The sequence below is a fragment of the Kitasatospora sp. NPDC015120 genome (assembly GCF_043080305.1).
Classification (GTDB): Bacteria; Actinomycetota; Actinomycetes; order Streptomycetales; family Streptomycetaceae; genus Kitasatospora.
Genome location: NZ_JBIBVJ010000002.1, coordinates 513,811 through 540,530 on the forward strand (window position 1 = coordinate 513,811; position 26,720 = coordinate 540,530).

General features: G+C 74.4%; 24 protein-coding genes and 2 tRNA genes. 14 read left to right on the plus strand and 12 right to left on the minus strand.

Annotated features, from left to right (window positions below):
• Nucleotides 1-49 precede the first annotated feature (49 nt).
• Together ACF1AK_RS07070 and pyrE are read left to right on the plus strand one after the other, a co-directional pair.
• Nucleotides 50-1,180 carry a hypothetical protein gene (locus ACF1AK_RS07070; RefSeq protein ID WP_391497723.1) on the plus strand — a complete coding sequence of 377 codons (1,131 nt, stop codon included), beginning with the start codon at nucleotides 50-52 and terminating at the stop codon, nucleotides 1,178-1,180.
• A gap of 37 nt (nucleotides 1,181-1,217) precedes the next feature.
• Nucleotides 1,218-1,754 carry an orotate phosphoribosyltransferase gene (gene pyrE, locus ACF1AK_RS07075; RefSeq protein ID WP_030304482.1) on the plus strand — a complete coding sequence of 179 codons (537 nt, stop codon included), beginning with the start codon at nucleotides 1,218-1,220 and terminating at the stop codon, nucleotides 1,752-1,754.
• A gap of 91 nt (nucleotides 1,755-1,845) precedes the next feature.
• Here pyrE and ACF1AK_RS07080 read toward each other — a convergent pair whose 3' ends face one another.
• Nucleotides 1,846-2,568 (minus strand): DedA family protein, encoded by a 723-nt coding sequence (locus tag ACF1AK_RS07080; protein WP_391497724.1) that lies wholly within the window; start codon nucleotides 2,566-2,568, stop codon nucleotides 1,846-1,848.
• A 399-nt stretch (nucleotides 2,569-2,967) separates the two neighbouring features.
• On the opposite strand from ACF1AK_RS07080, the gene fbaA reads away from it, so the two are divergent.
• The 3 genes from fbaA to ACF1AK_RS07095 all read left to right on the plus strand — a co-directional run bounded on the left by fbaA (nucleotide 2,968) and on the right by ACF1AK_RS07095 (nucleotide 5,616).
• Nucleotides 2,968-3,990, plus strand: coding sequence for a class II fructose-bisphosphate aldolase (fbaA, locus tag ACF1AK_RS07085; RefSeq protein WP_391497725.1), 1,023 nt, complete (start codon nucleotides 2,968-2,970; stop codon nucleotides 3,988-3,990).
• A gap of 57 nt (nucleotides 3,991-4,047) precedes the next feature.
• Nucleotides 4,048-4,461: a DUF3151 domain-containing protein gene (locus tag ACF1AK_RS07090; protein WP_350559147.1), complete on the plus strand. Its 414-nt coding sequence runs from the start codon at nucleotides 4,048-4,050 to the stop codon at nucleotides 4,459-4,461.
• 186 nt (nucleotides 4,462-4,647) lie between these two features.
• Nucleotides 4,648-5,616 (plus strand): DUF3152 domain-containing protein, encoded by a 969-nt coding sequence (locus tag ACF1AK_RS07095; protein WP_391497726.1) that lies wholly within the window; start codon nucleotides 4,648-4,650, stop codon nucleotides 5,614-5,616.
• A 48-nt stretch (nucleotides 5,617-5,664) separates the two neighbouring features.
• On the opposite strand, the gene ACF1AK_RS07100 is transcribed toward ACF1AK_RS07095, so the two are convergent.
• From ACF1AK_RS07100 to purS, 4 genes are all read right to left on the minus strand, one after another.
• Nucleotides 5,665-6,468 (minus strand): sterol carrier family protein, encoded by an 804-nt coding sequence (locus ACF1AK_RS07100; RefSeq protein ID WP_391497727.1) that lies wholly within the window; start codon nucleotides 6,466-6,468, stop codon nucleotides 5,665-5,667.
• Nucleotides 6,469-6,542: 74 nt separating this feature from the next.
• A complete protein-coding gene (gene purL / locus ACF1AK_RS07105) occupies nucleotides 6,543-8,798 on the minus strand; it encodes a phosphoribosylformylglycinamidine synthase subunit PurL (protein WP_391497728.1) in 2,256 nt (751 codons plus the stop codon).
• On the minus strand, nucleotides 8,798-9,475 hold the full coding sequence (gene purQ / locus ACF1AK_RS07110; protein ID WP_391497729.1) for a phosphoribosylformylglycinamidine synthase subunit PurQ: 678 nt from the start codon (nucleotides 9,473-9,475) through the stop codon (nucleotides 8,798-8,800). Before purQ ends, purL begins: the two co-directional genes overlap by 1 nt.
• Nucleotides 9,472-9,726 carry a phosphoribosylformylglycinamidine synthase subunit PurS gene (purS, locus tag ACF1AK_RS07115; protein WP_030304493.1) on the minus strand — a complete coding sequence of 85 codons (255 nt, stop codon included), beginning with the start codon at nucleotides 9,724-9,726 and terminating at the stop codon, nucleotides 9,472-9,474. Before purS ends, purQ begins: the two co-directional genes overlap by 4 nt.
• Nucleotides 9,727-10,195: 469 nt before the next feature.
• On the opposite strand from purS, the gene ACF1AK_RS07120 reads away from it, so the two are divergent.
• The 7 genes from ACF1AK_RS07120 to ACF1AK_RS07150 all read left to right on the plus strand — a co-directional run bounded on the left by ACF1AK_RS07120 (nucleotide 10,196) and on the right by ACF1AK_RS07150 (nucleotide 14,804).
• Nucleotides 10,196-10,513: an Lsr2 family protein gene (locus ACF1AK_RS07120; protein ID WP_030304494.1), complete on the plus strand. Its 318-nt coding sequence runs from the start codon at nucleotides 10,196-10,198 to the stop codon at nucleotides 10,511-10,513.
• A gap of 131 nt (nucleotides 10,514-10,644) precedes the next feature.
• A tRNA-Gly gene (locus ACF1AK_RS07125) sits at nucleotides 10,645-10,717 on the plus strand.
• A 40-nt stretch (nucleotides 10,718-10,757) separates the two neighbouring features.
• A tRNA-Gly gene (locus tag ACF1AK_RS07130) sits at nucleotides 10,758-10,833 on the plus strand.
• 149 nt (nucleotides 10,834-10,982) lie between these two features.
• Nucleotides 10,983-11,987 carry an ABC transporter ATP-binding protein gene (locus ACF1AK_RS07135; RefSeq protein WP_391497730.1) on the plus strand — a complete coding sequence of 335 codons (1,005 nt, stop codon included), beginning with the start codon at nucleotides 10,983-10,985 and terminating at the stop codon, nucleotides 11,985-11,987.
• On the plus strand, nucleotides 11,984-12,811 hold the full coding sequence (locus ACF1AK_RS07140; protein ID WP_391497731.1) for an ABC transporter permease: 828 nt from the start codon (nucleotides 11,984-11,986) through the stop codon (nucleotides 12,809-12,811). The genes ACF1AK_RS07135 and ACF1AK_RS07140 overlap by 4 nt, the downstream gene beginning before the upstream one ends.
• A gap of 120 nt (nucleotides 12,812-12,931) precedes the next feature.
• Nucleotides 12,932-14,158 (plus strand): sensor histidine kinase, encoded by a 1,227-nt coding sequence (locus ACF1AK_RS07145; protein ID WP_391497732.1) that lies wholly within the window; start codon nucleotides 12,932-12,934, stop codon nucleotides 14,156-14,158.
• A 25-nt stretch (nucleotides 14,159-14,183) separates the two neighbouring features.
• Nucleotides 14,184-14,804 (plus strand): response regulator, encoded by a 621-nt coding sequence (locus tag ACF1AK_RS07150; protein WP_391497733.1) that lies wholly within the window; start codon nucleotides 14,184-14,186, stop codon nucleotides 14,802-14,804.
• A 31-nt stretch (nucleotides 14,805-14,835) separates the two neighbouring features.
• Here ACF1AK_RS07150 and ACF1AK_RS07155 read toward each other — a convergent pair whose 3' ends face one another.
• The 4 genes from ACF1AK_RS07155 to purD form a co-directional block, all read right to left on the minus strand.
• Nucleotides 14,836-15,735 (minus strand): phosphoribosylaminoimidazolesuccinocarboxamide synthase, encoded by a 900-nt coding sequence (locus ACF1AK_RS07155; protein WP_391497734.1) that lies wholly within the window; start codon nucleotides 15,733-15,735, stop codon nucleotides 14,836-14,838.
• A 107-nt stretch (nucleotides 15,736-15,842) separates the two neighbouring features.
• On the minus strand, nucleotides 15,843-17,381 hold the full coding sequence (locus ACF1AK_RS07160; protein WP_391497735.1) for a N,N-dimethylformamidase beta subunit family domain-containing protein: 1,539 nt from the start codon (nucleotides 17,379-17,381) through the stop codon (nucleotides 15,843-15,845).
• Between the two features lie 228 nt (nucleotides 17,382-17,609).
• Nucleotides 17,610-19,184: a hypothetical protein gene (locus tag ACF1AK_RS07165; protein ID WP_391497736.1), complete on the minus strand. Its 1,575-nt coding sequence runs from the start codon at nucleotides 19,182-19,184 to the stop codon at nucleotides 17,610-17,612.
• Nucleotides 19,185-19,810: 626 nt separating this feature from the next.
• A complete protein-coding gene (gene purD / locus ACF1AK_RS07170) occupies nucleotides 19,811-21,058 on the minus strand; it encodes a phosphoribosylamine--glycine ligase (protein ID WP_391497737.1) in 1,248 nt (415 codons plus the stop codon).
• A gap of 470 nt (nucleotides 21,059-21,528) precedes the next feature.
• On the opposite strand from purD, the gene ACF1AK_RS07175 reads away from it, so the two are divergent.
• Nucleotides 21,529-22,314, plus strand: coding sequence for an SLATT domain-containing protein (locus ACF1AK_RS07175; RefSeq protein WP_391497738.1), 786 nt, complete (start codon nucleotides 21,529-21,531; stop codon nucleotides 22,312-22,314).
• Between the two features lie 54 nt (nucleotides 22,315-22,368).
• Here ACF1AK_RS07175 and ACF1AK_RS07180 read toward each other — a convergent pair whose 3' ends face one another.
• The 3 genes from ACF1AK_RS07180 to ACF1AK_RS07190 form a co-directional block, all read right to left on the minus strand.
• Nucleotides 22,369-23,016, minus strand: a complete 648-nt coding sequence (locus ACF1AK_RS07180; RefSeq protein WP_380295065.1) for a hypothetical protein — start codon at nucleotides 23,014-23,016, stop codon at nucleotides 22,369-22,371.
• A gap of 117 nt (nucleotides 23,017-23,133) precedes the next feature.
• Nucleotides 23,134-24,207: a GntR family transcriptional regulator gene (locus ACF1AK_RS07185; RefSeq protein ID WP_391497739.1), complete on the minus strand. Its 1,074-nt coding sequence runs from the start codon at nucleotides 24,205-24,207 to the stop codon at nucleotides 23,134-23,136.
• Between the two features lie 228 nt (nucleotides 24,208-24,435).
• Nucleotides 24,436-25,233, minus strand: a complete 798-nt coding sequence (locus tag ACF1AK_RS07190; RefSeq protein WP_391497740.1) for a carbon-nitrogen family hydrolase — start codon at nucleotides 25,231-25,233, stop codon at nucleotides 24,436-24,438.
• Between the two features lie 173 nt (nucleotides 25,234-25,406).
• Between ACF1AK_RS07190 and ACF1AK_RS07195 the strand changes: the two genes are divergently transcribed.
• On the plus strand, nucleotides 25,407-26,228 hold the full coding sequence (locus ACF1AK_RS07195) for a maleylpyruvate isomerase family mycothiol-dependent enzyme (protein WP_391497741.1): 822 nt from the start codon (nucleotides 25,407-25,409) through the stop codon (nucleotides 26,226-26,228).
• Nucleotides 26,229-26,720 lie beyond the last annotated feature (492 nt).

Consider the following 26,720-nt stretch of genomic DNA (forward strand, 5'->3'; position numbering starts at 1 on the left):
GGGGGACGGGGCGGGCCCGCGACGGGGTTCGGTCGGTAGGCTCCGTGGCATGGAGCATGAGGTTGTCGTCCCGATGCCGGCCGGGCAGGTCCGGCAGGCCCTGCAGGATCCGGCGCTGCTGGCGCGTTCCGTGCCGGGGCTGAGCACCGAACCCGCCGCCGTCGGCAGTGGCGGGGCGGAGGAGATCGGCGGGCGGTTGAAGCTGCGGCTCGGCACCTCCACCATCACGTACAAGGGCGTGCTCTCGCTGATCGAGGGCCGCGAGGGCGTGCTGACCGCGTTCGCCGAGGGCCAGGAGGCGCGCGGCAGCGGCGAGGCGACCGCGACGGTGCGGATCAGCGTCACGGAGGGCGCCGCGGAGGGGACCGCGGTGGTCCGCTTCACCGGCGACCTGAGCGCCACCGGACGGCTCACCGAGTTCGACGACGAGACGCTCGCCACGGCCGGCCGCCGGTTGCTGGACCGCTTCGCCGCCGCCCTGACCTCCCCGGAGGACGCGGCCGGCGCCGAGGACGAGGGCGCGGACGAGGGCGAGGGCGAGGCCGAGGGCCGGAGCGAGGACGGCGACGAGGCCGCCGCCGAGGGCGGTACCGGGACCGGCCAGGACGGCACGGCCGCGGAGGACACGGCCGAGGAGGCCACCGTGGTGTTCCTGGAGGGCCGCGAGAAGGACCGCCAGGAGGAGCGCCAGGAGGACCGCGAGGACGAGCCCGGCGACGACCTCGACGACGACCTGTCCGACCTCATCGCCTTCTCCGACGCCGACGCCGAGCGCTTCGGCCTCCCGCTCGGGGAGCCGGACGCGGACGCCGACGACGTCGACGGGCCTGCCGCGGCCGGGGAGCCCGCCGCCGGGGCCGAGGAGGAGGTCTCCGCCGAGCTGCCCGCCGAGCCGCCGTTCGGCTACGAGCAGGAGCCGGTGCTCGGCGGTCCGGTGCGCCGCAGCATCGTCGGCCGCTCGGCCGAGGAGGTCGACCACGCCCCGCCGCGCGGCCCGTACGCGCCCGCCCTGCCGGCCCGCAGCGCCCGGGCCCGGGCGGCCTCCCGCTGGGGCGGCGACGCCGGCGGCATCGTGGTGCCCGGCGTCGGCGGCCGCAACACGGTGCCGTGGATGATCGGCGGCGGGGTGGCCCTGCTGGGCGGCGCGGTGGTGCTGGTCAGGGCGCTGCGGCGGCGCTAGCCGGCGGCGCCGGGCCCAGGGCCTAGACTGGACGCTCATGAGCAACGACCGCGACGCCCTGTTGGCACAGATCAAGGACAAGGCCGTCGTCCACGGCAAGGTCACCCTTTCCTCCGGCAAGGAGGCCGACTACTACGTCGACCTGCGCCGGATCACGCTGGACGGCCAGGCCGCTCCGCTGGTCGGCCGGGTGATGCTGGACGCCACCGCCCACCTGGAGTACGACGCCGTCGGCGGGCTGACCCTGGGCGCCGACCCGGTGGCCGCCGCGATGCTGCACGCCGCCGCCGCGCGCGGTCGTGAGCTGGACGCCTTCGTGGTCCGCAAGGCCGGCAAGGCGCACGGCCTGCAGCGCCGGATCGAGGGCCCGGAGGTCAAGGGCCGCCGGGTGCTGGCCGTCGAGGACACCTCCACCACCGGTGGCTCGGTGCTGACCGCCGTCGAGGCGCTGCGCGAGGCGGGCGCCGAGGTCGTCGGCGTCGCGGTGATCGTCGAGCGCGGCGGCGCCGCCGCGGTCGAGGCCGAGGGCCTGCCGTACGTCACCGCCTACACCCTGGAGGACCTGGGCCTCTGAGCCCGCCCCTCCTCCCCCGCACGGCGAACGGCCGGGGCCCGGAGCGTTTCACGTGAAACGCTCCGGGCCCCGGCCGTTCGCGGCAGCGGACTCAGTCGCGCCGGTGCCGGCCACCGCCGGCCTGGACGGCCTCGCCGCCCTCGGCGGCCTGGGCGCCGCCGGCCTTCTTCTTCTTGCGCTCGCGCAGCACCTCGAAGATCATCGGCGAGATCGAGAGCAGCACGATCAGCAGCACCGCCGGGATCAGGTACTTGTCGATCACCGGGGCGAGCGCGTCGCCGAAGAAGTAGCCGATCAGCAGCATCGACTCGGTCCACAGGACGCCGCCGACCACGTTCCAGAGGAAGAAGGTCCTGGCCGGCATCTCCAGGGTGCCCGCGACCGGGTTCAGGAAGGTCCGGACGATCGGCATGAAGCGGGCGAGCACGACGGCCTTGCCCGGCCCGAAGCGGTTGAAGTACTCCTCGGCCTTCAGCACGTACTCGCGCCTGAAGATCTTCGACTCCGGCTTGTCGAACATCTTCGGTCCGACCTTCACACCGATCTGGTGCCCGAGCTGGGCGCCGGCGATCGCCGCGATCGGGGCCCCGATCAGCAGGGCCGCGATGGGCAGCCGCGCGTTGTCGCCGAGCACCGACGAGGCGGCGCTGGAGGAGGCCACGCCCGCGATGATGAGCAGCGAGTCACCCGGGAAGAAGAACCCGACCAGGAGGCCGGTCTCCGCGAAGATGATCGCGATCAGCCCGATGGCACCGAGGGACGAGATCAGTGATTTGGCGTCGAGCAGATTGACGGCCAGCTGGTTGTAGTCCACACGGCGCAGGATAGCGGGCCCGTCCTGGCCGGGGCTTCGCCCCCGGGGGCGAGCGGGCGCTCATCCTTTCGTCGCACCCCGCCCCCGCCTCCGGGAAGCACCCGCGTGCCGCCTGCGGGGAGCGCCGTCCGCCGCCTGCGGGGAGCGCCGCGCGCCCGCCGTCCCGACTGGCGGGCCGCATGGTGGAGCCGGTGGGCATTCTGGGAAGATGACACCGGCGTCCGGCCCGCAGTGGCGAACACCCTCATCGCCGCACCGCGGCCGCTGCCTCGAACCTTGGTACCGGTCCGCCGCACCGCAGAGCCGCGCACCGGCCCCGGTACCCCGGAGTCGTCACAAGGCGTACACAGCGTCGGACAGCACCGTCCGTACGCCGCAACCCGACAGGAGCGGATTCGCATGCCCATCGCAACTCCCGAGGTCTACAACGAGATGCTGGACCGGGCCAAGGCGGGCAAGTTCGCCTACCCGGCGATCAACGTGACCTCGTCGCAGACCCTGCACGCCGCGCTCCGCGGCTTCGCCGAGGCCGAGAGTGACGGCATCATCCAGATCTCGACCGGCGGCGCGGAGTTCCTGGGCGGCCAGCACAACAAGGACATGGTGACCGGCGCCGTCGCGCTCGCCGAGTTCGCGCACATCGTCGCCGCCAAGTACGACATCACCGTCGCGCTGCACACCGACCACTGCCCCAAGGACAAGCTCGACGGCTACGTCCGCCCGCTGCTGGCGGTCTCCGCCGAGCGCGTGGCCAAGGGCCAGAACCCGCTCTTCCAGTCGCACATGTGGGACGGCTCCGCCGAGACCCTGAGCGACAACCTGGCGATCGCCCAGGAGCTGCTCGCCCAGGCCGCCGCCGCCAAGATCATCCTTGAGGTCGAGATCACCCCGACCGGCGGCGAGGAGGACGGTGTCACGCACGAGATCAACGACGAGCTGTACACCACCGTCAACGACGCCGTCCGCACCGCCGAGGCGCTGGGCCTGGGCGAGAAGGGCCGCTACCTGCTGGCCGCCTCCTTCGGCAACGTGCACGGCGTGTACAAGCCGGGCAACGTCGTGCTGAAGCCGGAGCTGCTGCGCGAGCTGCAGGACGCGATCGGCAAGCAGTACGGCAAGACCGACCCGTTCGACTTCGTCTTCCACGGCGGCTCCGGCTCCACCGCCGAGGAGATCGCCACCGCGCTGGAGAACGGCGTCGTGAAGATGAACCTGGACACCGACACCCAGTACGCGTTCACCCGCCCGGTCGCCGCGCACATGTTCCAGAACTACGACGGCGTGCTGAAGGTCGACGGCGAGGTCGGCCGCAAGAACACCTACGACCCGCGCACCTGGGGCAAGCTGGCCGAGGCCGGCATGGCCACCCGCGTGGCCGAGGCCGCCCAGCAGCTGCGCTCGGCCGGCAACCGCCTGAAGTAAGGACCGCGCCCCGCGCGAGGTCCTGGGTCCGTGCCCCCCGGTGGTTCACTGGGGGGCATGACCATTCACGAGAACCTCCTCGGGGGTCCGCCCCCGACGCACCTGCCCGCCGAGCCCGCTCCGCTGGAGCTGCTGGCCGGCGGCGCCTCCCCGGCCGAGGTCGCGGCGAAGTTCCCGACCTCCTCGCTGGCCTGGGCCCAGCTCGCCGACGACGCCTTCGCGGCCGGCCGCGTCGTGGAGTCCTACGCCTACGCGCGCACCGGCTACCACCGCGGTCTGGACGCGCTGCGGCGCAGCGGCTGGAAGGGCCACGGCCCGGTGCCGTGGGAGCACGAGCCGAACCGCGGCTTCCTGCGGGCGCTGCACGCGCTCGGCCGGGCCGCCGCCGCGATCGAGGAGAAGGAGGAGGCGGAGCGCTGCACGCAGTTCCTGCGCGACAGCTCGCCGACCGCCGCCGCCACTCTGGGCTGACCCCCGGACCACCCGCCGACACCGCCCCCGGTGCCCGAACACGGGCATCGGGGGCGGTTTCTGTGCGTTCCGTGCATACCGGGTACGTGGACATTCACCACTCCGCCATGTCAGGGTGGGCCCGCGAGGGGGAGCGCACGTCAGTTCGAGGGTTCGCGGCCCCACCGGTCGAAAGAGAGCCCCAGCGTGCCCGCACCCAGCCCCGCCCGCAGATCCCGCACCGCCGCCGGCCCCGCACGGCTGAGGACGGCCGCGACGCGCCCCCGGGCGGCCTCCCGCCGCCGGCGCCCGCCGCGCCGCCGGATCGGGCCCGGCATGCTCGCCGCCCTGGTCACCGCGGTGGCGATCCTCGGCGGCACGCTCTTCGTGCTGAACCGCCCCGACGCGCTGCCCGGCGGCGACCGGACCGCCCGGGCCCGGGTCGCCCCGCCCGCGGGCGGCACCACGCCGCCGCCCGCCGCCGCGACGCCGTCCGCGACCCCGCCGCCCCCAACGCCCCCGGCGGCTCCCGCCCCGCCCCCGGCCTCCCCCGCCCCGACGTCCGCCGCCCCGGTGCCCTCCGCGCCGCAGCCGGGCGGCGCGGAGGGCGCCCCCGTCAAGGGCTCCGGCACCTTCACCGTCGCCCCGGGCTCGGCCGATCCGGTCGGCAAGGGCCGGGTCCGGCGCTACCGGGTCGAGGTCGAGGACGGCATCGGCATCGACCCGGCGGCCTCCGCCCAGCAGATCCAGGGCATCCTGGCCGACCCGCGCGGCTGGACCAACGACCGGAAGAACGGCTTCCAACGGGTCGCCGACGGCGCCTACGACTTCACCGTGAAGATCGCCTCCCCCGCCACCGTGGACCGGATCTGCGGCGCCGCCGGGCTCGACACCCACGGCGAGGTGAACTGCAACGTCGGCAGCCAGGTGCTGGTCAACGTCAAGCGCTGGACCACCGGATCACCCCAGTTCGACGGGCCGATCGACGAGTACCGGGCCCTGGTGGTCAACCACGAGGTCGGCCACCGGATCGGCCACGGCCACGAGACCTGCCCCGGCCCCGGCAAGCCCGCGCCCGCGATGATGCAGCAGATCTACGGGCTCAAGGGCTGCGCGCCCAACGCCTGGCCGTACGGCACCGACGGCGGCTACCTCGGCGGCCCCCCGGTCCCCTGAACCGGCCGGCGCCGGGCCGGCGCCCGGAGCACCCCGGCGCGTCCCGGGTCAGCCGAGCAGCGGCAGGTACGCCCGCAGATCGCTGCGCTCGCCGCTCGCGGACACCGTCACGGCCTCGACCGCCGCCGCCCAGCCGGTGCGCCCGGTGGCCAGCCGGATCCAGGTCAGCGGGTCCGTCTCGACCACGTTCGGCGGGGTGCCCCGGGTGTGCCGGGGCCCCTCGACGGCCTGCACCACCGCGTACGGCGGCACCCGCAGCTCGACCGCGCCGCCGGGCACCCGCTCGGCGAAGGCGTCGGCGAGCATCCTGGTGACGGCGGCCACCGCCTGCCGGTCGTGCGGGAACGGCTCCGGGCCGAGCGCGTCGGCCAGGTCGTCGGCGTGCACCACCGTCTCGACCAGCCGGGTCACCAGGAACTCGGTGAGCGGCATCGGGCCGAAGCGCATCGCCACCGGCCGCACGGGGGCGGCGTCCGCCACGGCGTCCAGGGCGGCGGCCGCCGAGCGCTCGAAGCGGGCGGCCACCTGCTCGGGCGGGCCGGTGAACTCCTCCGCGGCGTACCCGGTCACCGCGGTGTCGACCGCCTCGGCGACCGTCCCGGTCAGCTCGGTGAACCGGGACAGGGTGATCGGCGGCCCCGGCGGCACCGGGGCGTCCAGGTGCTCCGGCAGCCGCTCCAGCAGCAGGCCCAGATGGGCCACCAGCTCCCGCACCCGCCACTGCCCCAGCCGGGTCGGCCGTTCCAGCTCGGCGGCGGTCAGCCGGTGGACGGCCGCACGCAGGGACTCGATCTGCGCCACCAGCGCGGCGTGCACCGCGGCGGGCCGGTACGTACGGGACTTGGCAGGCATGGCCCCCAACATACGCCCGGGGGCGGCCGGTTCCGAGTGGAACCGGCCGCCCCCGGGGGCCGTCGGACGGCGGATCAGCCGAGCAGGGCCTCGATGACGCCGGTGTGGGCGTCCTTCAGCTCCGCCAGCGAGACGGTGAACTGACCCTGGACGTCCAGGCTGTCACCGTCGACCACACCGATCCGGGTGGCCGGCAGGCCCCGCGCGGTGCACATGTCGTTGAACCGGAGCTCCTCGCTGCGCGGCACGGCCACCACGGCGCGGCCGGCCGACTCGGAGAACAGGAACACGAAGGGGTCCATGCCCTCGGGCACGACGATCCGCGCGCCCCGGCCGCCCTTGAGGCAGCTCTCCACCAGGGCCTGGCCCAGGCCGCCGTCGGACAGGTCGTGCGCGGCGTCGATCATGCCGTCGCGCGAACCGGAGATCAGGATCTCGCCGAGCAGCCGCTCGCGCTCCAGGTCGACCTTGGGCGGCAGGCCGCCCAGGTGCTCGTGGACCGCCTGCGACCAGGCCGAGCCGCCCAGCTCGTCCGCGGTGTCGCCGAGCAGGTAGAGCAGCTGCCCCTCCTCGGCGAAGGCCACCGGGGTGCGGCGGGTGACGTCGTCGATGACGCCGAGCACCGCGACCACCGGGGTCGGGTGGATGGCGACCTCGCCGGTCTGGTTGTACAGCGAGACGTTTCCGCCGGTCACCGGGGTGCCCAGGGTCAGGCAGGCGTCGGCCAGACCGCGGGTCGCCTCGGCGAACTGCCACATCACGTCCGGGTCCTCGGGGGAGCCGAAGTTGAGGCAGTCCGAGACGGCGAGCGGCTTGGCACCGCCGGCCGCGACGTTGCGGTACGCCTCGGCGAGGGCCAGCTGGGCACCGGTGTACGGGTCCAGCTTGGTGTAGCGGCCGTTGCCGTCGGTGGCGACCGAGACGCCGAGGTTGGTCTCGTCGTCGATCCGGATCATGCCCGAGTCCTCGCCGTGCGAGAGCACGGTGTTGCCGAGCACGTACCGGTCGTACTGGTCGGTGATCCAGGACTTGGAGGCCTGGTTCGGGTGCGAGGCGACCTTCAGCAGGTCGGCCTTCAGGCCCTCACCGGTGGCCGGGCGGGCCAGCCGCTCGGCGGTCGGGGCGTCGGCCTGCAGCGCGTCCTGCCAGCTCGGGCGGGCGAACGGACGCTGGTAGGTCGGGCCCTCGTGGGCGACGGTGCGCGGCGGCACGTCCACGACGAGGTCGCCGTGCCAGTAGATCTCCAGCCGCTCGCCGTCGGTGACCTCACCGATGACGTTGGCGATGACGTCCCACTTCTCGCAGATCTCCAGGAAGCGGGCGACCTTCTCCGGCTCGACGATGGCGCACATGCGCTCCTGCGACTCGCTCATGAGGATCTCCTCCGGCGAGAGCGTGTGGTCGCGCAGGTGCACGGTGTCGAGGTCGATCCGCATGCCGCCGGAGCCGGCCGAGGCCAGCTCGGAGGTGGCGCAGGAGAGCCCGGCGCCGCCGAGGTCCTGGATGCCCTTGACGAGCTTCTCGCGGAAGATCTCCAGGGTGCACTCGATGAGGAGCTTCTCCTGGAACGGGTCGCCGACCTGGACCGCCGGGCGCTTGGCCGGCTTGCTGTCGTCGAAGGTCTCGGAGGCGAGCACCGAGACGCCGCCGATGCCGTCGCCGCCGGTGCGGGCACCGTAGAGGATGACCTTGTTGCCGGCGCCGGAGGCCTGCGCGAGGTGGATGTCCTCATGCTTCATGACACCCACGCACAGCGCGTTGACCAGCGGGTTGCCCTGGTAGCAGGAGTCGAAGACGACCTCGCCGCCGATGTTCGGCAGGCCCAGGCAGTTGCCGTAGCCGCCGATGCCCGCGACGATCCCGGGCAGCACGCGCCGGGTGTCGGGGTGGTCGGCCGCGCCGAACCGCAGCGGGTCCATCACGGCGACCGGGCGGGCGCCCATCGCCAGGATGTCGCGGACGATGCCGCCGATGCCGGTGGCCGCGCCCTGGTAGGGCTCGATGTACGACGGGTGGTTGTGCGACTCGACCTTGAAGGTGACCGCGTAACCCTGGCCGACGTCGACCACACCGGCGTTCTCGCCGATGCCGACGAGCATCGCGTCCGTCTCGGGCTTCTTCTCGCCGAACTGCTTCAGGTGGACCTTGGAGCTCTTGTACGAACAGTGCTCCGACCACATGACCGAGTACATCGCGAGTTCCGCGCCGGTCGGGCGGCGGCCGAGAATCTCCCGGATGCGCGCGTACTCGTCCTCCTTGAGGCCGAGTTCGGCCCACGGCTGGGCGGCGTCCGGGGTCTGCTCGGCGTTCTTGACGGTGTCGAGGCTCATCAGGCGTTCACCAGCTGCTTCAGGACGGAAGTGAAGAAGCCCAGGCCCTCGGTGGTGGGACCGGTGAGCGGCTCCACGGCGTGCTCGGGGTGCGGCATCAGGCCGACGACATTGCCGGCGGCGTTGGTGATGCCGGCGATGTCGCGGTACGAACCGTTGGGGTTGACGTCGAGGTAACGGGCGACCACCCGGCCCTCGGCCTCCAGCTCGTCGAGGACGTGCGCGTCGGCGACGAAGCGGCCCTCACCGTTCTTCAGCGGGACGACGATTTCCTGGCCGGCCGCGTAATCGCGGGTCCAGGCGGTGCCGTTGTTCTCGATCCGCAGCTTCTGGTCGCGGCAGATGAAGTGCAGCGAGTCGTTGCGGGTGAGGGCGCCGGGCAGCAGGTGCGATTCGCACAGCACCTGGAAGCCGTTGCAGATACCGAGAACCGGCATTCCCGCCCTGGCCTGCTCGATGACGGTCTCCATCACCGGCGAGAAGCGGGAGATCGCGCCGCAGCGCAGATAGTCACCGTAACTGAATCCGCCCGGCAGGACGACGGCGTCGACCTGGTGGAGATCCTTGTCACGGTGCCACAGCGCGACCGGTTCGGCGCCGGCGAGGCGGACCGCGCGCTGGGCGTCGCGGTCGTCGAGGGAGCCGGGGAAAGTGACGACGCCGACGCGGGTGGTCACTTGCCCTCCTCCTCGACGCGGACCGTGAAGTCCTCGATCACGGTGTTGGCGAGAAAGGTCTCGGCGGCTTCGCGGATACGGGCGAGCGCGGCGTCGTCGACCGGGCCCTCCAGCTCCAGCTCGAAACGCTTGCCCTGGCGGACGTCGGCGATCCCGGTGAATCCGAGACGGGGCAGTGCGCGCTGCACCGCCTGTCCCTGGGGGTCGAGGATCTCCGGCTTGAGCATGACGTCGACTACGACGCGTGCCACTGGCACTCCCGGTGGTGTCTTCGTGAGGCGGGGGAACTCCAGACTACCGGGGGTTTCGGGCAGGATTGCTGGCCGGGCGTAGTGACGCGCGTAGACCCACGACCCTTACGCCGCAAGGCCCCCGTCCCCCCGGAACCCCCCGCCGTCCGCCCCTTTTCGCCGGATTCCGCGGGCCCCGGCGGGAACGGCCGAAGAGCACCCGAATACCGGCACTCCGGACAGATCGGCCAGCCGAGTGCCCCCGGTATCCGGCACCCCGGCGAAGACACGTGAATATCCGGAAAAGAAAGCCGGACTCTTCGATTTCTCCCCGCTTCGGGTGCAGAATAGGGCCACCTGCCGCGGCGAGTGCTGCGTATCCGGCACGGCCGTCCGGCCTGCCCGTATGCGCCCGCGCGATAGGTGCACATCAGGCCCGGGGGCGCGCCCGCGTCCTTGTCGGCCGAATTGCCCGAGAGGATTGACACCCATGGCTCAGCGTGTAGTTGTCACGCTCTCCGACGACCTGGACGGCGGCGCCGCCGCGGAAACGGTCCACTTCGGCGTGGACGGGAAGTCGTACGAGATCGATTTGTCCGTGGACAACGCGGAAAAGCTGCGGGAGGCCCTCGCCCCGTTCGTCGCCGCCGGCCGCCGGCAGAGCCGCACCGGGAAGTCCTTCCGGCGCACCGCCCTCACCCCGGACCCGGCCGCCGTGCGTGCCTGGGCCCAGTCCCGCGGCATGGAGCTGCCGGCCCGCGGCCGGATCCCGAAGCACGTGTACGAGGCGTTCGCCGAGGCGAACTGACGCCCGCGGGCACCGGTCGTCCCGCCCGCGCCCGAGCGGCGGGACGACCACCCCTTCGGATGCTGTAGAGTATTCCTCGTCGCCGCAACGGAGAGATCCGGGAAGGCGGCCGGTGCCCCACCAGGCACCGTGCGGACGTGGCTCAGTTGGTAGAGCATCACCTTGCCAAGGTGAGGGTCGCGAGTTCGAATCTCGTCGTCCGCTCGCAGTGCGCGAGCACAGCACAATTGCATAGTTCCATCCTGCGGACGTGGCTCAGTTGGTAGAGCATCACCTTGCCAAGGTGAGGGTCGCGAGTTCGAATCTCGTCGTCCGCTCCAGTACGAAGGGTCCTCTCGGTCGAGAGGGCCCTTCGGCGTTTTCCCCGCCCGGCCCCATGACATTTGTCATCGCGGACCCGTGGATCCGCACCGGGTTCTCATGAGGCCGCGCACTGCCCCCGGCCGCCCGGCGACGGGAGGCTTGAGGCATGGAAACGAGCCAGCCCCACCGCCGCGGCGACGACGTGATCGAGGTCACCGACCTGCACCGCCACTACGGCACCGGCAGCAGCCGGTACCACGCCGTCCGCGGCGTCGACCTGACCGTCGGCCGCGGTGAGCTCTTCGCCCTGCTGGGCACCAACGGGGCCGGCAAGACCTCCACCATGGAGCTGATCGAGGGCCTCGCCGCCCCGACCCACGGCCGGGTCCGGGTGCTCGGCCGCGACCCGTACCGCGAGCGCGCCGCCGTCCGCCCCCGGATCGGCATCATGCTCCAGGAGGGCGGCTTCCCCGGCGACCTCACCGTCGCCGAGACCGGCCGGGCCTGGGCCGGCGCCACCAGCCACGTCCGCCCGCTGGACGAGGCCCTGGACCTGGTCGACCTCGGCCACCGCCGCAACGTCCGGGTCAAGCAGCTCTCCGGCGGCGAGCGCCGCCGCCTCGACCTGGCGATGGCCCTGCTCGGCCGGCCCGAGGTGCTGTTCCTGGACGAGCCGAGCACCGGCCTCGACCCGGAGGCCCGCGCCGCCGTCTGGCGGCTGGTCCGCGAGCTGCGCGCCCAGGGCACCACGGTGCTGCTCACCACGCACTACCTGGAGGAGGCCGAGGAGCTCGCCGACCGGCTGGCGATCATGCACGGCGGCCGGATCGTCGCCGCCGGCACGGTGGCCGAGGTGATCGCCGGGCGGCCGTCGCAGATCTCCTTCGAACTCCCCGAGTTCACCGGCACCTCGATCCCGCCACTGGCCGGTGCCACCGTCACCGCCGACGGCCGCAAGGTCACCGTCCGCACGCCGCACCTCCAGGCGACGCTGACCGACCTGCTCGGCTGGGCCGGCCACCACGGCATCGCCCTCGGCGCCCTCGACGCCCGCAGCGCCTCGCTGGAGCAGGCCTTCCTGGCCATCGCCGCCGAGGCCGCCCACCAGCCCCCGGCCGACTCCCCCGCCGCTCCCCCCGCCCGCCGCAAGCTGATCGGACTCGCCCGATGACCACCGCCACCGCCACCGCCACCGGGCCGAAGAGCACCACCGTCCGCCGGCTGCTCGCCCTGGGCCGGGCCGAGGGCATCCTGCTGCTGCGCAACCGGACCGCCCTGTTCACCGCCGTGCTGCTGCCGCTCCTGCTGATCTTCGGCCTGCAGAGCGTGCTCGCCCAGCAGGCCGAGACCAACCCCGGCCTCGACGTCGACTCGCTGCTGGTCAACGGTGCGGTCGGGATGGTGCTGGCCTTCGTCGTCTACTACAACCTCACCGCCGCCTACGTGGCCCGGCGCGGCGAGCTGGTGCTCAAGCGGCTGCGCACCGGCGAGGCCCGGGACCTGGAGATCCTGGCCGGCACCGCCGTCCCCTCGGTCGGCCTGGCCCTGGTGATGTGCACCGTGATCGGGGCCGTCGGCGCCACCGCGCTGGACCTCACCGCCCCGGCCAACCCGGTCCTGCTGGCCGTCGGCCTGGCCCTGGTCGTCGCGACCCTGATGGCGCTGGCCGCCGTCTCCAGCGCCTTCACCCGCACCGTGGAGAGCTCCGGCATCACCACCATGCCGGTCCTGCTGCTCACCCAGTTCGGCTCCGGCCTGTTCATCCCGCTGGAGGTCATGCCCGACCGGCTCGCCGACATCTGCCGGCTGCTGCCCACCACCCCGGCCTTCCAGCTGGTCCGGGTCGGCTGGTTCGGCACCGACGGCTCCGCCGCCCCGACCGGCTTCGCCGGCACCTGGGCCACCGCCGCCCCGCACCTGGTCACCGGCTCCATCTGGCTCGCCCTCGCGGTCTGGGGCGCCGTCCGCTACTTCCGCTGGGAGCCGCGCCGCTGAACCGGCCCCGGGCCGCCCGGACGGGCGGCCCGTCGCTTTTTCGAAGCTAAGGTCCGCACCCCGCTCCACCTCTGATAGGAAGGCAGCGGCACGATCATGACCGAACGGGGAGCAGGACAGATGGGCGTCGCGAATCCGGTGCGCGCGTGGAAGAACTATTCCAAGCCCCAGCGCTCGGAGCTCTACCTCCGCTGGTCGCTCTACCTGATGGCGCTCGCCCCGCTGCCGGTCGGACTGCTGATCAACCTGTCCGACCCGGACTACCGCACCCACCCGGCCGCCCGGGTCGCCCTGGTGCTCGGCTTCGCCCAGACCCTGGTCACCCTGCGGGCCTACCGCACCTCGCTGGACCACTACCTGAAGCGGCCCACCGACCACCTGCGCTGGCTCGCCCTCACCGGCGGCGTCGCGGTGGCGGGCAGCTGGGCGGTGCTGCTGATCGGCCCGCGGGTCGGCGCGGCCTCCGCCACGGAGTCCGTGGTCTTCACCCTCCCGATCACCACCACCGTCCTGTTCTCCGCCTTCGGTCCGGTCGCGGTCGGGCTGCCCCCGCGCCGGGCGGCCCTCGCCGGGGCCGCCGGCCTGCTGGCCGTCCTCCCCGCGATGCTGCTGACCGGCGCCACTCCGGGGACGTGCCTCGGACTGCTGACCGGCAGCGGGCTGGTGATGCTCTTCATCGGATGCAGCTGCCGCAGCTTCGCCTGGCTCCAGTCGGTGGTCTGGGAGCTGGACGCCGCCCGCGAGGCGCAGTCCCGGCTGGCCGTCGCCGAGGAGCGGCTGCGGTTCTCCCGCGACCTGCACGACGTGATGGGCCGCAACCTCACCACCATCGCCCTGAAGAGCGAGCTGGCCGTCCAGCTGGCCCGGCGCGGGCGTCCGGAGGCCGCCGACCAGATGGCCGAGGTCCAGCAGATCGCCCAGGAGTCCCAGCGCGAGGTCCGCGACGTGGTCCGCGGCTACCGCACGGCGGACCTCCACGCGGAGGCGATCGGTGCCCGCGCGGTGCTCCGCGCCGCGGACGTGGCCTGCGAGATCGACCTCGGCGAGGACGCCGACCGGCTGCCGGCGCAGGTCCAGTCGGTGCTCGGCTGGGTGATCCGCGAGGCCACCACCAACGTCCTGCGGCACAGCGAGGCGGGCCGCTGCGCGATCCGGCTGCACAGGGAGGACGGCCGGGCGGTGCTGGAGCTGGAGAATGACGGGGTGCCGGCCGTGCCGCTGCCCTCCCAGGGCAGCGGCACCGGCCTGCGCGGACTGCGCGAGCGGCTCGCCGCCCACGACGGCGAGCTGACCCTCCCGCAGGCCGCACCCGGCAGCTTCCGGCTGCTCGCCAGCGTCCCGCTCTGAGAACCGCCGTACGGAAGGCCCGCCGATGACCGACACCGCGCCCGTCCGCGTCCTGCTCGCCGACGACGAGCACCTGATCCGCGGCGCGATGGCCGCGCTGCTCTCGCTGGAGGAGGACATCGCGGTGGTCGCCCAGGCCGCCTCCGGCCCGGAGGCGGTGGCGATGGCCCAGGCGCACCGGCCGGACATCGCGGTGCTCGACCTGCAGATGCCCGGCCTGGACGGCATCGAGGTGGCCACCAGCCTGCGCGCGCTGCTGCCGGACTGCCGCTGCATGATCGTCACCGGCCACGGCCGCCCGGGGTACCTGAAGCGGGCCCTGGAGGTGGGCGTGCGGGGCTTCCTGCCGAAGACCGTCTCGGCGGCCGACCTCGCCGGGATCATCCGGACCGTGCGGGCCGGCGGCCGGTACGTGGACCCGGAGCTGGCGGCGGACGCGATCGCCGCCGGGGAGAGTCCGCTGACCCCGCGCGAGACGGACGTGCTGGAACTCGCCGCGGACGGCACCTCGGTCGCCGAGATCGCCGAGCGGGCCGCGCTCTCCCAGGGCACCGTCCGCAACTACCTGTCCGCGGCGGCGGCCAAGCTGGGCGCGGAGAACCGGCACGCGGCGGTGCGGATCGCCCGCGAACACGGCTGGATCTGACCGCCGGGTCCGCGGGCGCTCCGCCGGGGCCTCAGGCCCAGCTGAGGCCGGTCAGCCGCTCGTAGGCCTCGACGTACTTGGCGCGGACCCGCTCGGTGACCTCGGCGGGCAGCTGCGGCGGCGGCTGCTCGCTGCGGCGGTCCCAGCCGGAGGCCGGGGAGGTCAGCCAGTCGCGGACGATCTGCTTGTCGAAGGACGGCTGCGGACGGCCCGGCTCCCAGGCGTCGGCCGGCCAGAAGCGCGAGGAGTCCGGGGTCAGCACCTCGTCGCCGATCACCAGCTCGCCGTCCAGCAGACCGAACTCGAACTTGGTGTCGGCCAGGATGATGCCGCGCTCGCGGGCGATGTCCCGGGCCCGGGAGTAGACGGCCAGGGTGGTCTGGCGCAGCTGGGCGGCCAGCTCGGAGCCGATCCGGCGGGCGGTCTCCTCGTAGGGGACGTTCTCGTCGTGCTCGCCGACCTCGGCCTTGAGCGCCGGGGTGTAGATCGGGGCGGGCAGCTCGGAGCCGTCGTCCAGGCCCTCGGGCAGGGCGATCCCGCAGACGGTGCGGGAGGCGCGGTACTCCTCCAGGCCGGAGCCGGCGAGGTAGCCGCGGGCCACGCACTCCACCGGGACCATGTCCAGGCTGCGGCAGACCAGGGTGCGGCCCTTCCAGTCGGCCGGGGCGCCGGCCGGGACGTCGGTGGAGATCACGTGGTTGGGCACGATGTCCGCGATCCGCTCGAACCACCACAGCGAGAGCTGGGTGAGGATGCGGCCCTTGTCCGGGATCTCGTTGGGCAGCACCCAGTCGTAGGCGGAGGTGCGGTCGCTGGCGACCATCACGAGGTCACCCGACTCGGCGCGGTACAGGTCGCGCACCTTGCCGGTGTGCAGGTGGACCAGGCCAGGCACCTGGACCGGCTCGGGCTTGGTGACAAATCCGCTCAAGGTCGTCTCAGTCCTCAGGGGTCGTTCGCGGGCGGTGCGGCGCGAAAGGGGAGGTCACTGGGGTCGAGTCTGTCATGACCACCCGCGCGGACCGGCCCGAGGGCCGTTCAGCCGCCCTTGCAGAGGCGGTCCAGCAGGTTGGCGGTGGCGCGCTGGATCCGCTCGTCGGTGTGGCCGGGGCGGTCCAGCGCGGGCGACCAGGCGAAGGTGCCGGCGGCGAACACGTGGGCACCGCTCGGCGCCCGGTAGAGCGAGGTCTCCTGGTGGCGGGTGCGTCCGGCCGGGTCCTGGTACGGGGAGTGGGCGAGCAGCACCCGTTCGGTGTGCTCGGGCAGGGCGACCTTGGGGAAGTAGCGGTCCGCCTCGCCGGCCACCAGTCCGGGCAGCCCGTCGCCCTCGTGCAGGCCGGTGCCGGCCCAGAACCAGTGCGCGGTGTGCCGGGCGACCAGCGGGACGGCGGTGGCGACCCGGCTGGAGTACTGGAGGCCGAGCAGGTGCTGCTCCGGCTCGCCGGCGTCGCGCCACAGCGCGCTGGCGGCGCCGGGCGCCCCGGCGGCCGGGTGGTCGGGACGGACCTTCTGGCGCTTGCGGCAGTTGAGCATCCGGTTGGGCTCGCCGGACGGTCCGGGGCTCAGTTCGACCCGCCAGTACATGGTGTTGGCGGAGAGGAAGACCAGCGAGGTGCCGCCGTCCCTGGCCCCCTCGACGGCGCGGCGCATCGGCTCGGACCAGTACTCGTCGTGGCCGGGGAAGACCAGGGCCCGGTGCCGGGAGGGGTCGACCAGCCCGGCGTGCAGGTCGGAGGCGGTGGCGTAGGAGAGGTCGTAGCCGTAGCGCTCGGCCCAGCGGATGAAGTCGTAGGCGTGGCCGACGTGCAGCGGGAGCCCGGCGGTGGCGTGCGGGCGGTCGAAGGAGACGGTGACGGCCGCCTCGCTCTCGCCGACCAGCAGGCCGCCGTCCCAGGCGTGGTAGAGGCTGGCGCCGCTGCGGCCGTCCTCGGGGAAGAGGTTGTACGCCTGCCAGGTGACGTCGGGGACCACCAGCAGCAGTTCGGCGGCGCGGGCCTGGTCGTCGAGGTCGCGGACGGTGAAGGGGATGTGGCTGCGGTGCAGCATGTCGGCGGTGGTCAGCACGGCGACGTACGCGCCGGGCCGCCAGTACCGGGGGATCTGCAGCCGCCAGGTGTGCCACCAGTGGTGGCAGGAGACGGTCCGGCCGGCCACCATCGGGGCGGGCTGGACCATGCCGGCGATCAGCGGGCTGGAGGTCATGTGGTGGGCGCCGTCGCCCGCGTAGTGGCCGATCCGGTAGACGTCCACGGTGAACTCGCGGGGCGGGTTGACGGTGACCCGCAGGTCCACCGAGCCGCCGGGGCGGACCACGCCGGCCGAGGCGAAGCCCTTGATCTGCTGTTCCTCGTCGTTGGCGCTCAACGGGGTGCCGACCGGGGGCTTGCCGCGCAGCCCGGCGGCGAGCGGGCGCTGCCCGGGGGCGTCCACCGAGACGTACCAGGGGACGTCGCCCTCGGTGCCGGCGAGGTACTGGTCCGGGCTGCGCAGCCAGGGCAGCGGGCCCTGGCCGAAGGGGTCGGAGACGCTGTGCGCGTGCGTCCCGGACTCCCAGCGGCGGTTGACTTCGGTCCCCACGCGCGCCCCTCCCAGGTGCACCTCCGCCGGGCTGGCATGTGCCTCCCGGATGTGCGTGCGGACTAATACACCACACCGTGCTGGCGCTGCGTCACCCTACGGTAGCAACTAGTGGCGGGAATCTTACGGCCCGTCGGGGGGACGGCCTCCGGCCTGCGAAGACCCGGGGCGGCCGGTCCGGCCGGGGGCGCTCGCGAAGGGGGTTCGCGCCCCTCCCGGGGGTGCCGGTCAGAGCCGGACGGGCTTCTCCAGCCGGACGTCGGCGGCGTCCAGCCACGCCCGCAGCGGCCCGTCCTGGCCCTGCTCCACGGCCTGGGCGACCGGTTCGGCGAGGTCGGTGCGGCGGACCCCGCCGAGCAGCAGCACCGGGCCGTCCAGCCAGTCCAGCCCGGGGACGGCGCCCGCGGTGTCCACGGCGGCGCAGCAGACCATCGCGGTGACGTGCTCGACCAGCACGTCCCGCCCGGTGCGGACCGGTTCGAGCAGCGGGGCGGGAGCGGCGGTGCGGTCCGGCCGGGCGGCGAGCGCGGCGGCCAGCCGCTCGCCGTCGCCGTCGGCGAGCCGGCCCAGCAGCCGGGTCAGCGTCGGGGCGCCGGGGCGGGACTGCGGGGCGAGCAGGTCCAGGGCGGACTGCAGGGCGGCGGCGCGGGCCCGCCAGCCGGCGTCCACCACCTCGGCCGGGTAGTCGGCCCACTCCAGCGCGCGGAAGCCGCCGGAGGCCGGCGCGCCGAAGAAGAGCTCGGCGGCGAGCCGGGAGACCGCGGCGTCCACCGTGCCGGGCTCCTCCAGCAGGTCGCAGGCCGGGCGGTCGCCGAGCCGGCTGCCGTAGCCGTCGGCCAGCCGGTCGCGCCGGGAGAGTTCGGTGAGCGCGGCGGCCACGCCCGCGTTGAGGTGCGCGGGGTGCCGGCCGAGCCGCCAGGCGGGCAGCGCGACCCGGGTGAGCAGCCGGTCCCAGCCCGCGTAGGCGAGGCCGACCTGTTCCTGGGCGGCGATCCGCAGGCCGTAGTCGACGCCGCGGGCCTGTTCGGAGGCCCAGCCGGCGACGGACCGCTCCAGCTCGGCGGCGTGCTCGCGGCAGGCGCCGAGCAGCCGGCGGGTGATCCGGTCGGTGATCAGGTCCGTCAGCGCGGCCGGGCCGCGCCGGGGCGGGCGCGGGCCGCCGGGGGCTCCGGCCGGGGCGGGGGCCGCACCGTCGTCCAGGCTGGCGTCGAGGGCGCGCAGGAAGCGGCGGGCGGCGGCGATGTCGGGGTCGGCGGCGGGCGCGGTGCCGGCCACCACCGGGGCGAGCAGGGCGCGCAGCTCGCCGGCCCGCATCCACCACAGGAAGGGCGAGCCGATCACCAGGACCGGCGCCGGCGGCTCCCCGCCGTCGCCCCGGGCCCGGCGGCGGGGCCGGGGCGCGGGGACGTCCTCCAGCCAGCTGTCGCAGTCCGGGGTGAGCGCCACGGCGGACGGCGCGGGGACCTCCAGCCGGTCGGACAGGTCGTCGATCAGCCGGTACAGCTCGGGGGCCTGGGCGCGGCCGAGCGGGACGGCCGGGGTCTGCGGCGGGACGGCGCGGCGGTACCGGCGGGCGGCCGCGGCGGCCACCAGCAGGGTGAGCGCGGCCACCGCGCAGACCGTCCAGCGGGCGGCGTCCCAGCCGACGGCGTCGGGGGAGCCGGGGGCGCCGATCCGGCCGGTGAACCGGCCGGCGAGCAGCACCACCGCGACGGCGGCGGGCAGTGCGGCGGCGGCCAGGGCGAGCCCCCGGATGCGCAGGACCGCCTGGGCGTGAGCGCGCGCGGTGTCGACAGCGGCCATACGGTGCGGCACCCCCTTCGGAGCCCTCGGGCGCCCGGCGAGGGGCCCTGAGCCGATTCGAAACGATCAGTTCCGACCGGGAAACGGCGGCGGCCGAGCCCCGGTCGTCCATGCTGCGTGGCGCTTCTGACATTTTCGACGCCCGTGTCCGGGTGGGTGTTCCGGATCGCCCCGGTACCACTCGTCCCGGTGACGCCGCCCGGATTCCGGACGGCCCCCCGGGGCGGTGTCGGACGGCCCGGGCGTGTCCGGTCCGGCCGGACGCCGTCCAGCATCCCCCCGCGCGACCGCCGCTACCCGGCGGCGGGCGGAAGCGGCCCGACCTGTGGTGCCGTGGTCCAGCGCACCATAAGGCCGGGCACCCGGTTACGTCAGCCGGATGCGGCCGCTGTCACCCGATGGGCTGGATTCCGGCCGCCGAACGGTGTGCCGGCGCCGCGAGCCGCTCCGGCCCGCCCGGCCCCCGAAACGCCGGGCGGAGCTGCGTCCATGGGGGTTGTCCGCGGCGCTCGCGGGGCTGCGCGGGGTGCGCGCGGCACGTCGCGCCCGGGCCGGGAACGCCCGGGCCCCCGGCGCGCGGATCGCTCGCCGGGGGCCCGGAGGGGGATGAGGGAGGTGCGCGGCCGCTACTGCGCGGCCTTCAGCGCGATGTCGCCGCGGTGCTGGCCGCCCGGCAGCGAGATCCGCTCGACCGCCCGGTAGGCCCGCTCGCGCGCCTCGGCGAGCCCGGCGCCGGTCGCGGTGACCGACAGCACCCGGCCGCCCGCGCTCAGCACCCGGCCGTCCTCGGCCGCCCTGGTCCCGGCGTGCAGCACGTAGGCGGTGCCGTCGGCGGCCTCCGCCTCGGCCAGGCCCTCGATCGGGTCGCCGGTGCGCGGCGCCGCCGGGTAGCCCTCGGCGGCGATCACCACGGTGACCGCGGCGCCCTCGTCCCAGCGCAGCGGCTCCAGCTGGTCCAGGGTGCCGGTCGCCGAGGCGTGCAGGACGCCGGCCAGCGGGGTGCGCAGCCGGGCCAGCACGACCTGGGTCTCCGGGTCGCCGAAGCGGGCGTTGAACTCGATCACCCGGGTGCCGCGCGAGGTCAGCGCCAGGCCCGCGTAGAGCAGGCCGGAGAACGGGGTGCCGCGGCGGCGCAGCTCGTCCACGGTCGGCTGCAGGACGGTCTCCAGGACCTCCTCGACCAGGCCCTCGGGCGCCCAGGGCAGCGGCGAGTAGGCACCCATGCCGCCGGTGTTGGGGCCCTGGTCGCCGTCCAGGGCGCGCTTGAAGTCCTGGGCCGGCTGGAGCGGCAGCACGGTGGTGCCGTCGGTGATCGCGAACAGCGAGACCTCGGGGCCGTCCAGGTACTCCTCGATCACCACCTGGCCGCAGGCGGCGGCGTGGGCCAGCGCCTCGTCGCGGTCGGAGGTGACCACGACGCCCTTGCCGGCGGCCAGGCCGTCGTCCTTGACCACGTACGGGGCGCCGAAGGCGTCCAGCGCCTCGGCGGCCTCGGCGGGCGTGGTGCAGACGTAGGAGCGGGCGGTGGGCACCCCGGCGGCGGCCATCACGTCCTTGGCGAACGCCTTGGAGCCCTCCAGCCGGGCGGCCTCGGCGGACGGGCCGAACACCGCGACGCCGGCCGCGCGCAGGGCGTCGGCGACGCCCGCGACCAGCGGGGCCTCCGGGCCGACCACGACCAGCTCGGCGCCGAGCCCGCGGGCGAGCGCGGTGACCTGCGCGCCGTCCAGCTGGTCGACCGGGTGGACCGTCGCCACCTGTGCGATCCCGGCGTTGCCCGGGGCACAGTGCAGCTCGGTCACGGCGGGATCTTGGGACAGAGAGCGGCACAGGGCGTGTTCGCGGGCGCCGCCGCCGATGACGAGGACCTTCACGCTGGGCAAGGGTAGTCGGTGGCCGGTTCCGGCCGCTCTCCGGTCCCGTAGGAAGAGACAGCCGCGGGGGTCCGGTACCCGTACGGCCTCGGAGGAACCTCCAGCTCCGGGGGCCGGTGATCGCCGCGCCGTGTCCGGGTCAGGACAGCGGGTCACCGAACCCTCGCTCGGACGGGTGAAATCCCGCCGACCGCCGCAACCCTCTCACCTCGGGATCCATTGGCCGAATCCGGTAACGATCATTGGCGAAGCGCCCACACGGTAAGCCATTTGGCGGTAAGAAGTGCTGTTGGACCACCACCGGCAGCCGTCGGTGACGCCGTCCCGGGCACCTGCGGAGCGCCCCGGACCGGCGGTGTGGCCGCCGCGTTGTCCGTCGTTCCACGGGCCGTCAGGCCGGTGACACGTCGGTCCGCGCAGAGTCGGAACCAGCCAGACCAGCAGTCCGCCCGCCACAGGGAGCCCCACAGGTGAGCCAGCCGGAAATGCAGCCCGAGGAGAGTGCCTGGGGCAAGGAGATCGGCGAGGAGGACCAGCCCGCCACGACCGTGGCGCGCCGGGCCTCCACCCGTCGCCGGTCCGATCTGAGCACCAGACAGTTCCCGCTGGGGGACTGGGGCGAGCCCGCCGAGCGGCTGGAGGAGCTGTACCGCTGGTCCGAGGAGCGGGCCGTCGAGGCCATCGAGTGGTACCGCAGGGACCGGGTCTGGAAGCGCCGCTGGGCCCGGCTGCTGCGGTTCGGCTCGGCCGGCTTCGCGGCCGGCGGGGTCACCGCGCCGCTGGTCGGCCTCACCGGGACCGTCTCCCACGCCACCGACTGGGGCTTCGTGGGGCTGGCGCTGGCCGTCGGCTGCTACGGCGCGGACCGGGTGTTCGGGCTGACCTCCGGCTGGATGCGCGACGTCTCCACCGGGCAGGCGCTGCAGCGCCGGCTGGAGGCCTTCCAGTTCGACTGGGCCTCGGAGTGCGTCCGGGAGGTGCTCGGCCCCACCGAGGGCACCGCGGGCGAGGCCGCCGAGCGGTGCCTCGGGGTGCTGCGGCGGTTCTGCGAGGACGTGTCGGACATGGTCCGCACGGAGACCTCGGAGTGGATGCTGGAGTTCCGGGCCGGGATGACCCGGCTGCCCACCCAGGCCGCCGGCAGCTGGGGCGGGCGCAGCGAGCCGGGCGTCGGCGCCCAGGTGCGGGTGCTGCCGCCGCCGGGGACCAGGCCCACCATGCCGCGTCAGCGGCCGCCGGAGGGCCCGCTGCGGTAGGGGCGCGGCGGCCCCGGGGCTCCGAGGGGCCCGGGGCCGGGGCCCCCGGAGGGCTCAGGCGAAGACGATCATCGAGCCCTGGTGCAGGCTCCGGGTCGCCGCCGCGTACAGGCCCGCCCAGGCGTGCCGCTCCCGGGCGAACGGGTGCAGGTCGTCCAGCGGCGGGCCGAACGGCTGCTCCAGGCCGGTCGGGCCGAGCGGCCTGGTCGGCGCCGGCGGGGCGAGCGGGTCGATGCCCAGCGCCGGGGCGACGGCCTGCAGCTCGCGCAGCAGCCCGTGGCTGGAGCCGAGCGGGCCGCCCGCGGCGAGCAGCGACTCCTCCACCAGCGGGGCGGCGAACTCGATCGGCACGTACGCGCCCGCGTGGTCGAAGTGCCAGACCAGGTGCGACTGCTCGGCGCTGCTCTCGAACATCTCCAGCAGCTGCTCGTAGTCGCCGCCGAGCGCGTCCACCGGGGTGATGTCCAGGCCGGTCAGGCCCAGCAGGTAGGCCCGGCGCAGGAAGTGCAGCGAGTCGTAGTCGAACGCGGCTATCGGCTCGACCGCCCCGCTGAGCCCCGGCACGTACCGGTAGACCGGCATCTCGGGCAGCCCCCGGGAGGCCAGCACCTGGTTGTAGAGCGCGAGGTCGTCCCGGAAGGGGTTGTCGGGGCTGTGGCTCAGAACGTCCACCAGCGGGACGAGCCAGAGGTCGCAGGCCATGGCCGGCTCTTCCTCTCCGGACGCGGGGGACCGGCCGCGCGGCGGCGGACGGCGGATGGGCGGGTCGGTGCCCGGACGGCCGGTACGACGGGCGGCCGGGACGGACGACCGCCCACCCTACCGGCCCGGCGAGCGATGCGGATCGGGCCGCCCCCCGGGCAGTTGGTCCGGCGGCGGGACGGACGGGCGGCGGCCGAACCGCCCGTACGGCACCGCGCGCGGCTGCGGCACCAGGCCGAGCCCCAGGCCCAGTTCGCGGCCCAGTTCGCGGCCGATCTCGCGGTCCCGGCCCCGGGCGCCACCGCCCGCGCGGCCCGGTTCCGACGGTGGGGCGGGCTCCCCCGGACCGGGCGCCTCGGCGGCGCCGGGACCGGTGCCCGCCCCGGTCTTCCCCGGCGCGGCGTCCCCCGGGTCGCCGGGCGGCGCGGGGGCGGCGTCCTGGCCGCCCGGCGCGGCGGGCGGGTGCCCGGTCAGCAGCGGCAGCACCCCCACCGACTCGACCGGCTGGCCGGCCAGCTCGGCCAGCAGCCCGGCGGTGAAGAGGTCGTACTCGCAGATGATCCGGTGTGCGCGCGGCACGTCGCGCGCCTCGATCGCGTCCACCAGGTCGAGGTGGCCGTCCCAGCAGACCCCGGCCAGCTCGGGCATCGTCCGCAGGTAGCGCGCGGCGAACATCCACGACTGCACCCGCAGCCAGTCCAGGTACTCGGCGATCCGGCGGTTGCCGAGCAGCCCGCCGACCTCCTGCCAGAACCGGCGGTCGCAGCCCACCATGACGTCCAGGTTCCCCGCCCGGGACGCCCGCAGCGCCGCGTCCGCCCGGCGGCGCAGCGAGGTCATCCGGCTGTCGTCGTGCCGGCCGGGGTCGACGGCCAGCCGCCGGAAGTAGCTGTCGGTGATCAGCACCCGGGACTCGAAGATCTCCCGGAAGTCGTCCCAGCCGAACTCGGGAACGGTGAAGCCGCGGTGGTGCTCGGCCCGGAGCAGCCCCTGCGCCGAGAGGTCGACCAGCGCCTCCCGGGCCGGGGTCGCCGAGACGCCGTACAGCTCGGCGATCTCCTTGACGGTGAAGTTCCGCCCGGCCGCCAGCCGGCCGGCCATCATCTCCTCGCGCAGTGCGCCGGCTATCTGCTCGCGCAGGCTGTTGCGCTGGATGACGGGGCGGGTGCCGCCCGCGTCGGTGCCGAACATGCGCGCGACCTCCTCGGGCGGGCTGGACGGCCTGACGGGGACAGACCGGCGACGTACGGGCTGGTAACACGACGGGGGCTCATCTTCTCAAAAAGGACACCCACGTGTACAAGCCCCCCATACATCCCGGCGCGCCCCCTCGTTCCGGCCACGCGTCCCGGCCGCTCCTCCCGGCCCTGCGGACCGCCCTGGGGACCGCCCCGCCGGACCGCCTGCGGGACCGCCCCGTCAGCGCTGGACCGGCGCCGGGATCCCCAGCAGGCGGTCCCGGTGCACCGGGAACTCGGCACGCGCCTTCGCGACCTCCGCCGGATCGAACTCCACGGTCAGCACCTCCTCCCCCGCCCCCGCCTCGGCCAGCACCCGGCCCCACGGGTCCACCGCGATGCTGTGGCCCGCCTGCTCGACCCCGCCGTGCGTGCCCGCCGTGTTGCAGGCCAGCACGTACGCCTGCTCCTCCACCGCGCGCGCCCGGTTCAGCAGCGTCCAGTGCTCCCGCCGCCGCTCCGGCCAGGCCGCCGGCACCACCAGCACCTGCGCGCCCGCGTCCAGCAGCGCCCGGAACAGCTCCGGGAACCGCAGGTCGTAGCAGGTCGCCAGGCCCAGCGTGCCGACGTCGGTGGCCGCGGTGACGATCTCCTGCCCGGCGCCCATCACCACCGCCTCGCCGCTGTCGAAGCCGAAGCGGTGGATCTTGCGGTAGGTGTGCACCAGCTCGCCGTCCGGGGCGAACAGCAGCGAGGTGTTGTAGATCGGCCCGTCCGGATCGCGCTCGACGATCGAACCGGCGTGCAGCCAGACCCCCGCCGCGCGGGCGGCCGCCGCCATGGCGTCCGAGGTCGGCCCGTCCAGTGCCTCCGCACCGTCCGACCAGAGGTCGTGGGCGAACCCGCCGAGCGGCCACAGCTCCGGCAGGACGACCAGGTCGGACCCCCGCTGCGCCCGCACCAGCGCGGCCGCACGGGCCCGCCGCTCGGCCGGGGGCTCGGCGTCGGAGACCACGAGTTGGATCAATGAAGCGCGCACAGTACCACCGTCCACGGCAAGAGTCCTACGATCGTCACCCGAAAGCGCTGCCCTGCTCTCTCCCGGCAGCGTAACGTGCGGTTAGCGTGTGCGCCGGGAAGCCGGACAACCCGGCCGCCCAGGAACCCGCGGGCACGCGTGGCAAGGCAGCTGACGGAGGGCCGGAGATTCCCGTGACGGACAACCAGACCGTGCAGGCTTACACCGAGGCGTGGACCCAGTCCATCGAGGCGATATCCGAACTGGTGACCCCCCTGCCCGAGGGCTCCTGGAACCGGGCCACCGAGTGCCCCGGCTGGTCCGTCCGCGACGTCGTCTCGCACGTGATCGCCGTCGAGTCCGAGCTCCTCGGCGATCCCCGCCCGATCCACTCCCTCCCCCGCGACCTGCGCCACGTCACCACCGAGGCCGCCCGCTACCTCGAACTCCCCGTCGACAAGCGCCGCTGCCACACCGCGCTGGAGATGACCAGCGAGCTGGAGTACACGATCATCCGCCGCTCCCGCGCGCTGCGGAACGCCAAGCAGATGCCCAACGAGCCGGTCCGCCGGCCGGGCGGCCCGCAGAGCGGCGAGATCAAGTACTACGAACTGCTGCGCCAGCGCGCCTTCGACGTCTGGGTGCACGAGCAGGACCTCCGCCGCGCCCTCGGCGTCCCCGGCAACCTCGACTCCCCCGGGGCCCTGGTCGCCCGCGACGTCCTGCTGCAGGCCCTGCCGAAGGCCGTCGCCCACCAGGCCGGCGCCCCGGCGGGCACCGCGCTGGTCGTCGACGTCACCGGCCCCGTCGAGTTCCTGCGCACCGTGCGGGTCGACTCCGCCGGGCGCGGCACCGTCGACGAGTCCGTCAGCATCGCGCCCGACGTCCAGCTCACCCTGGACTGGGAGACCTACGTCCGCCTCGCCTGCGGCCGCGGCCGCCCGGGCCCGGTGACCGTCGAGGGCGACAAGGAGCTGGCCGACCGCGTCCTGGCCAACTTCTCCGTCACCCCGTAACCTCCGGCCATCACCCGCCCGGCGTACACGCACCGTGCACGCCGGGCGAGTGCGCCTCGTGCTCCCGTACGTCACGTCGCGCGGATCGAGCACGAGGACCGGCCGGCCCTCACCGTCCACTCCGACGGCACGGTCAGCTGCCGGCACGGCGGAATGGTCCTGCGGCTATCCGGGCCGGACGACAGCGGGCCACCGTTCGGCCCGCCCTTCGAGTGCCCGAGCGAGGATCGCGTCGGGATCCGGGGCAGCCGGGTGGTCCCGGGGTGCCCGAAGCTGCGGATCGTGGACCTGGTCCGGATGCGGAACGAGACTCGGGCCGGACCGAAGCCCGGGGCAACGCACACCTGCGGCCACGGAAGCCTGCTCGTGGAGCTGAACGGTGCCCGGATCCTCGGGACGCCCCCTCAGATCGCCGGGCTCATGCGGGAGTACCGGGGCTGACCCATTCCGCCGCTCTGCCCGGGTTCTCGTCGGGCAGAGCGGCGGAATGCC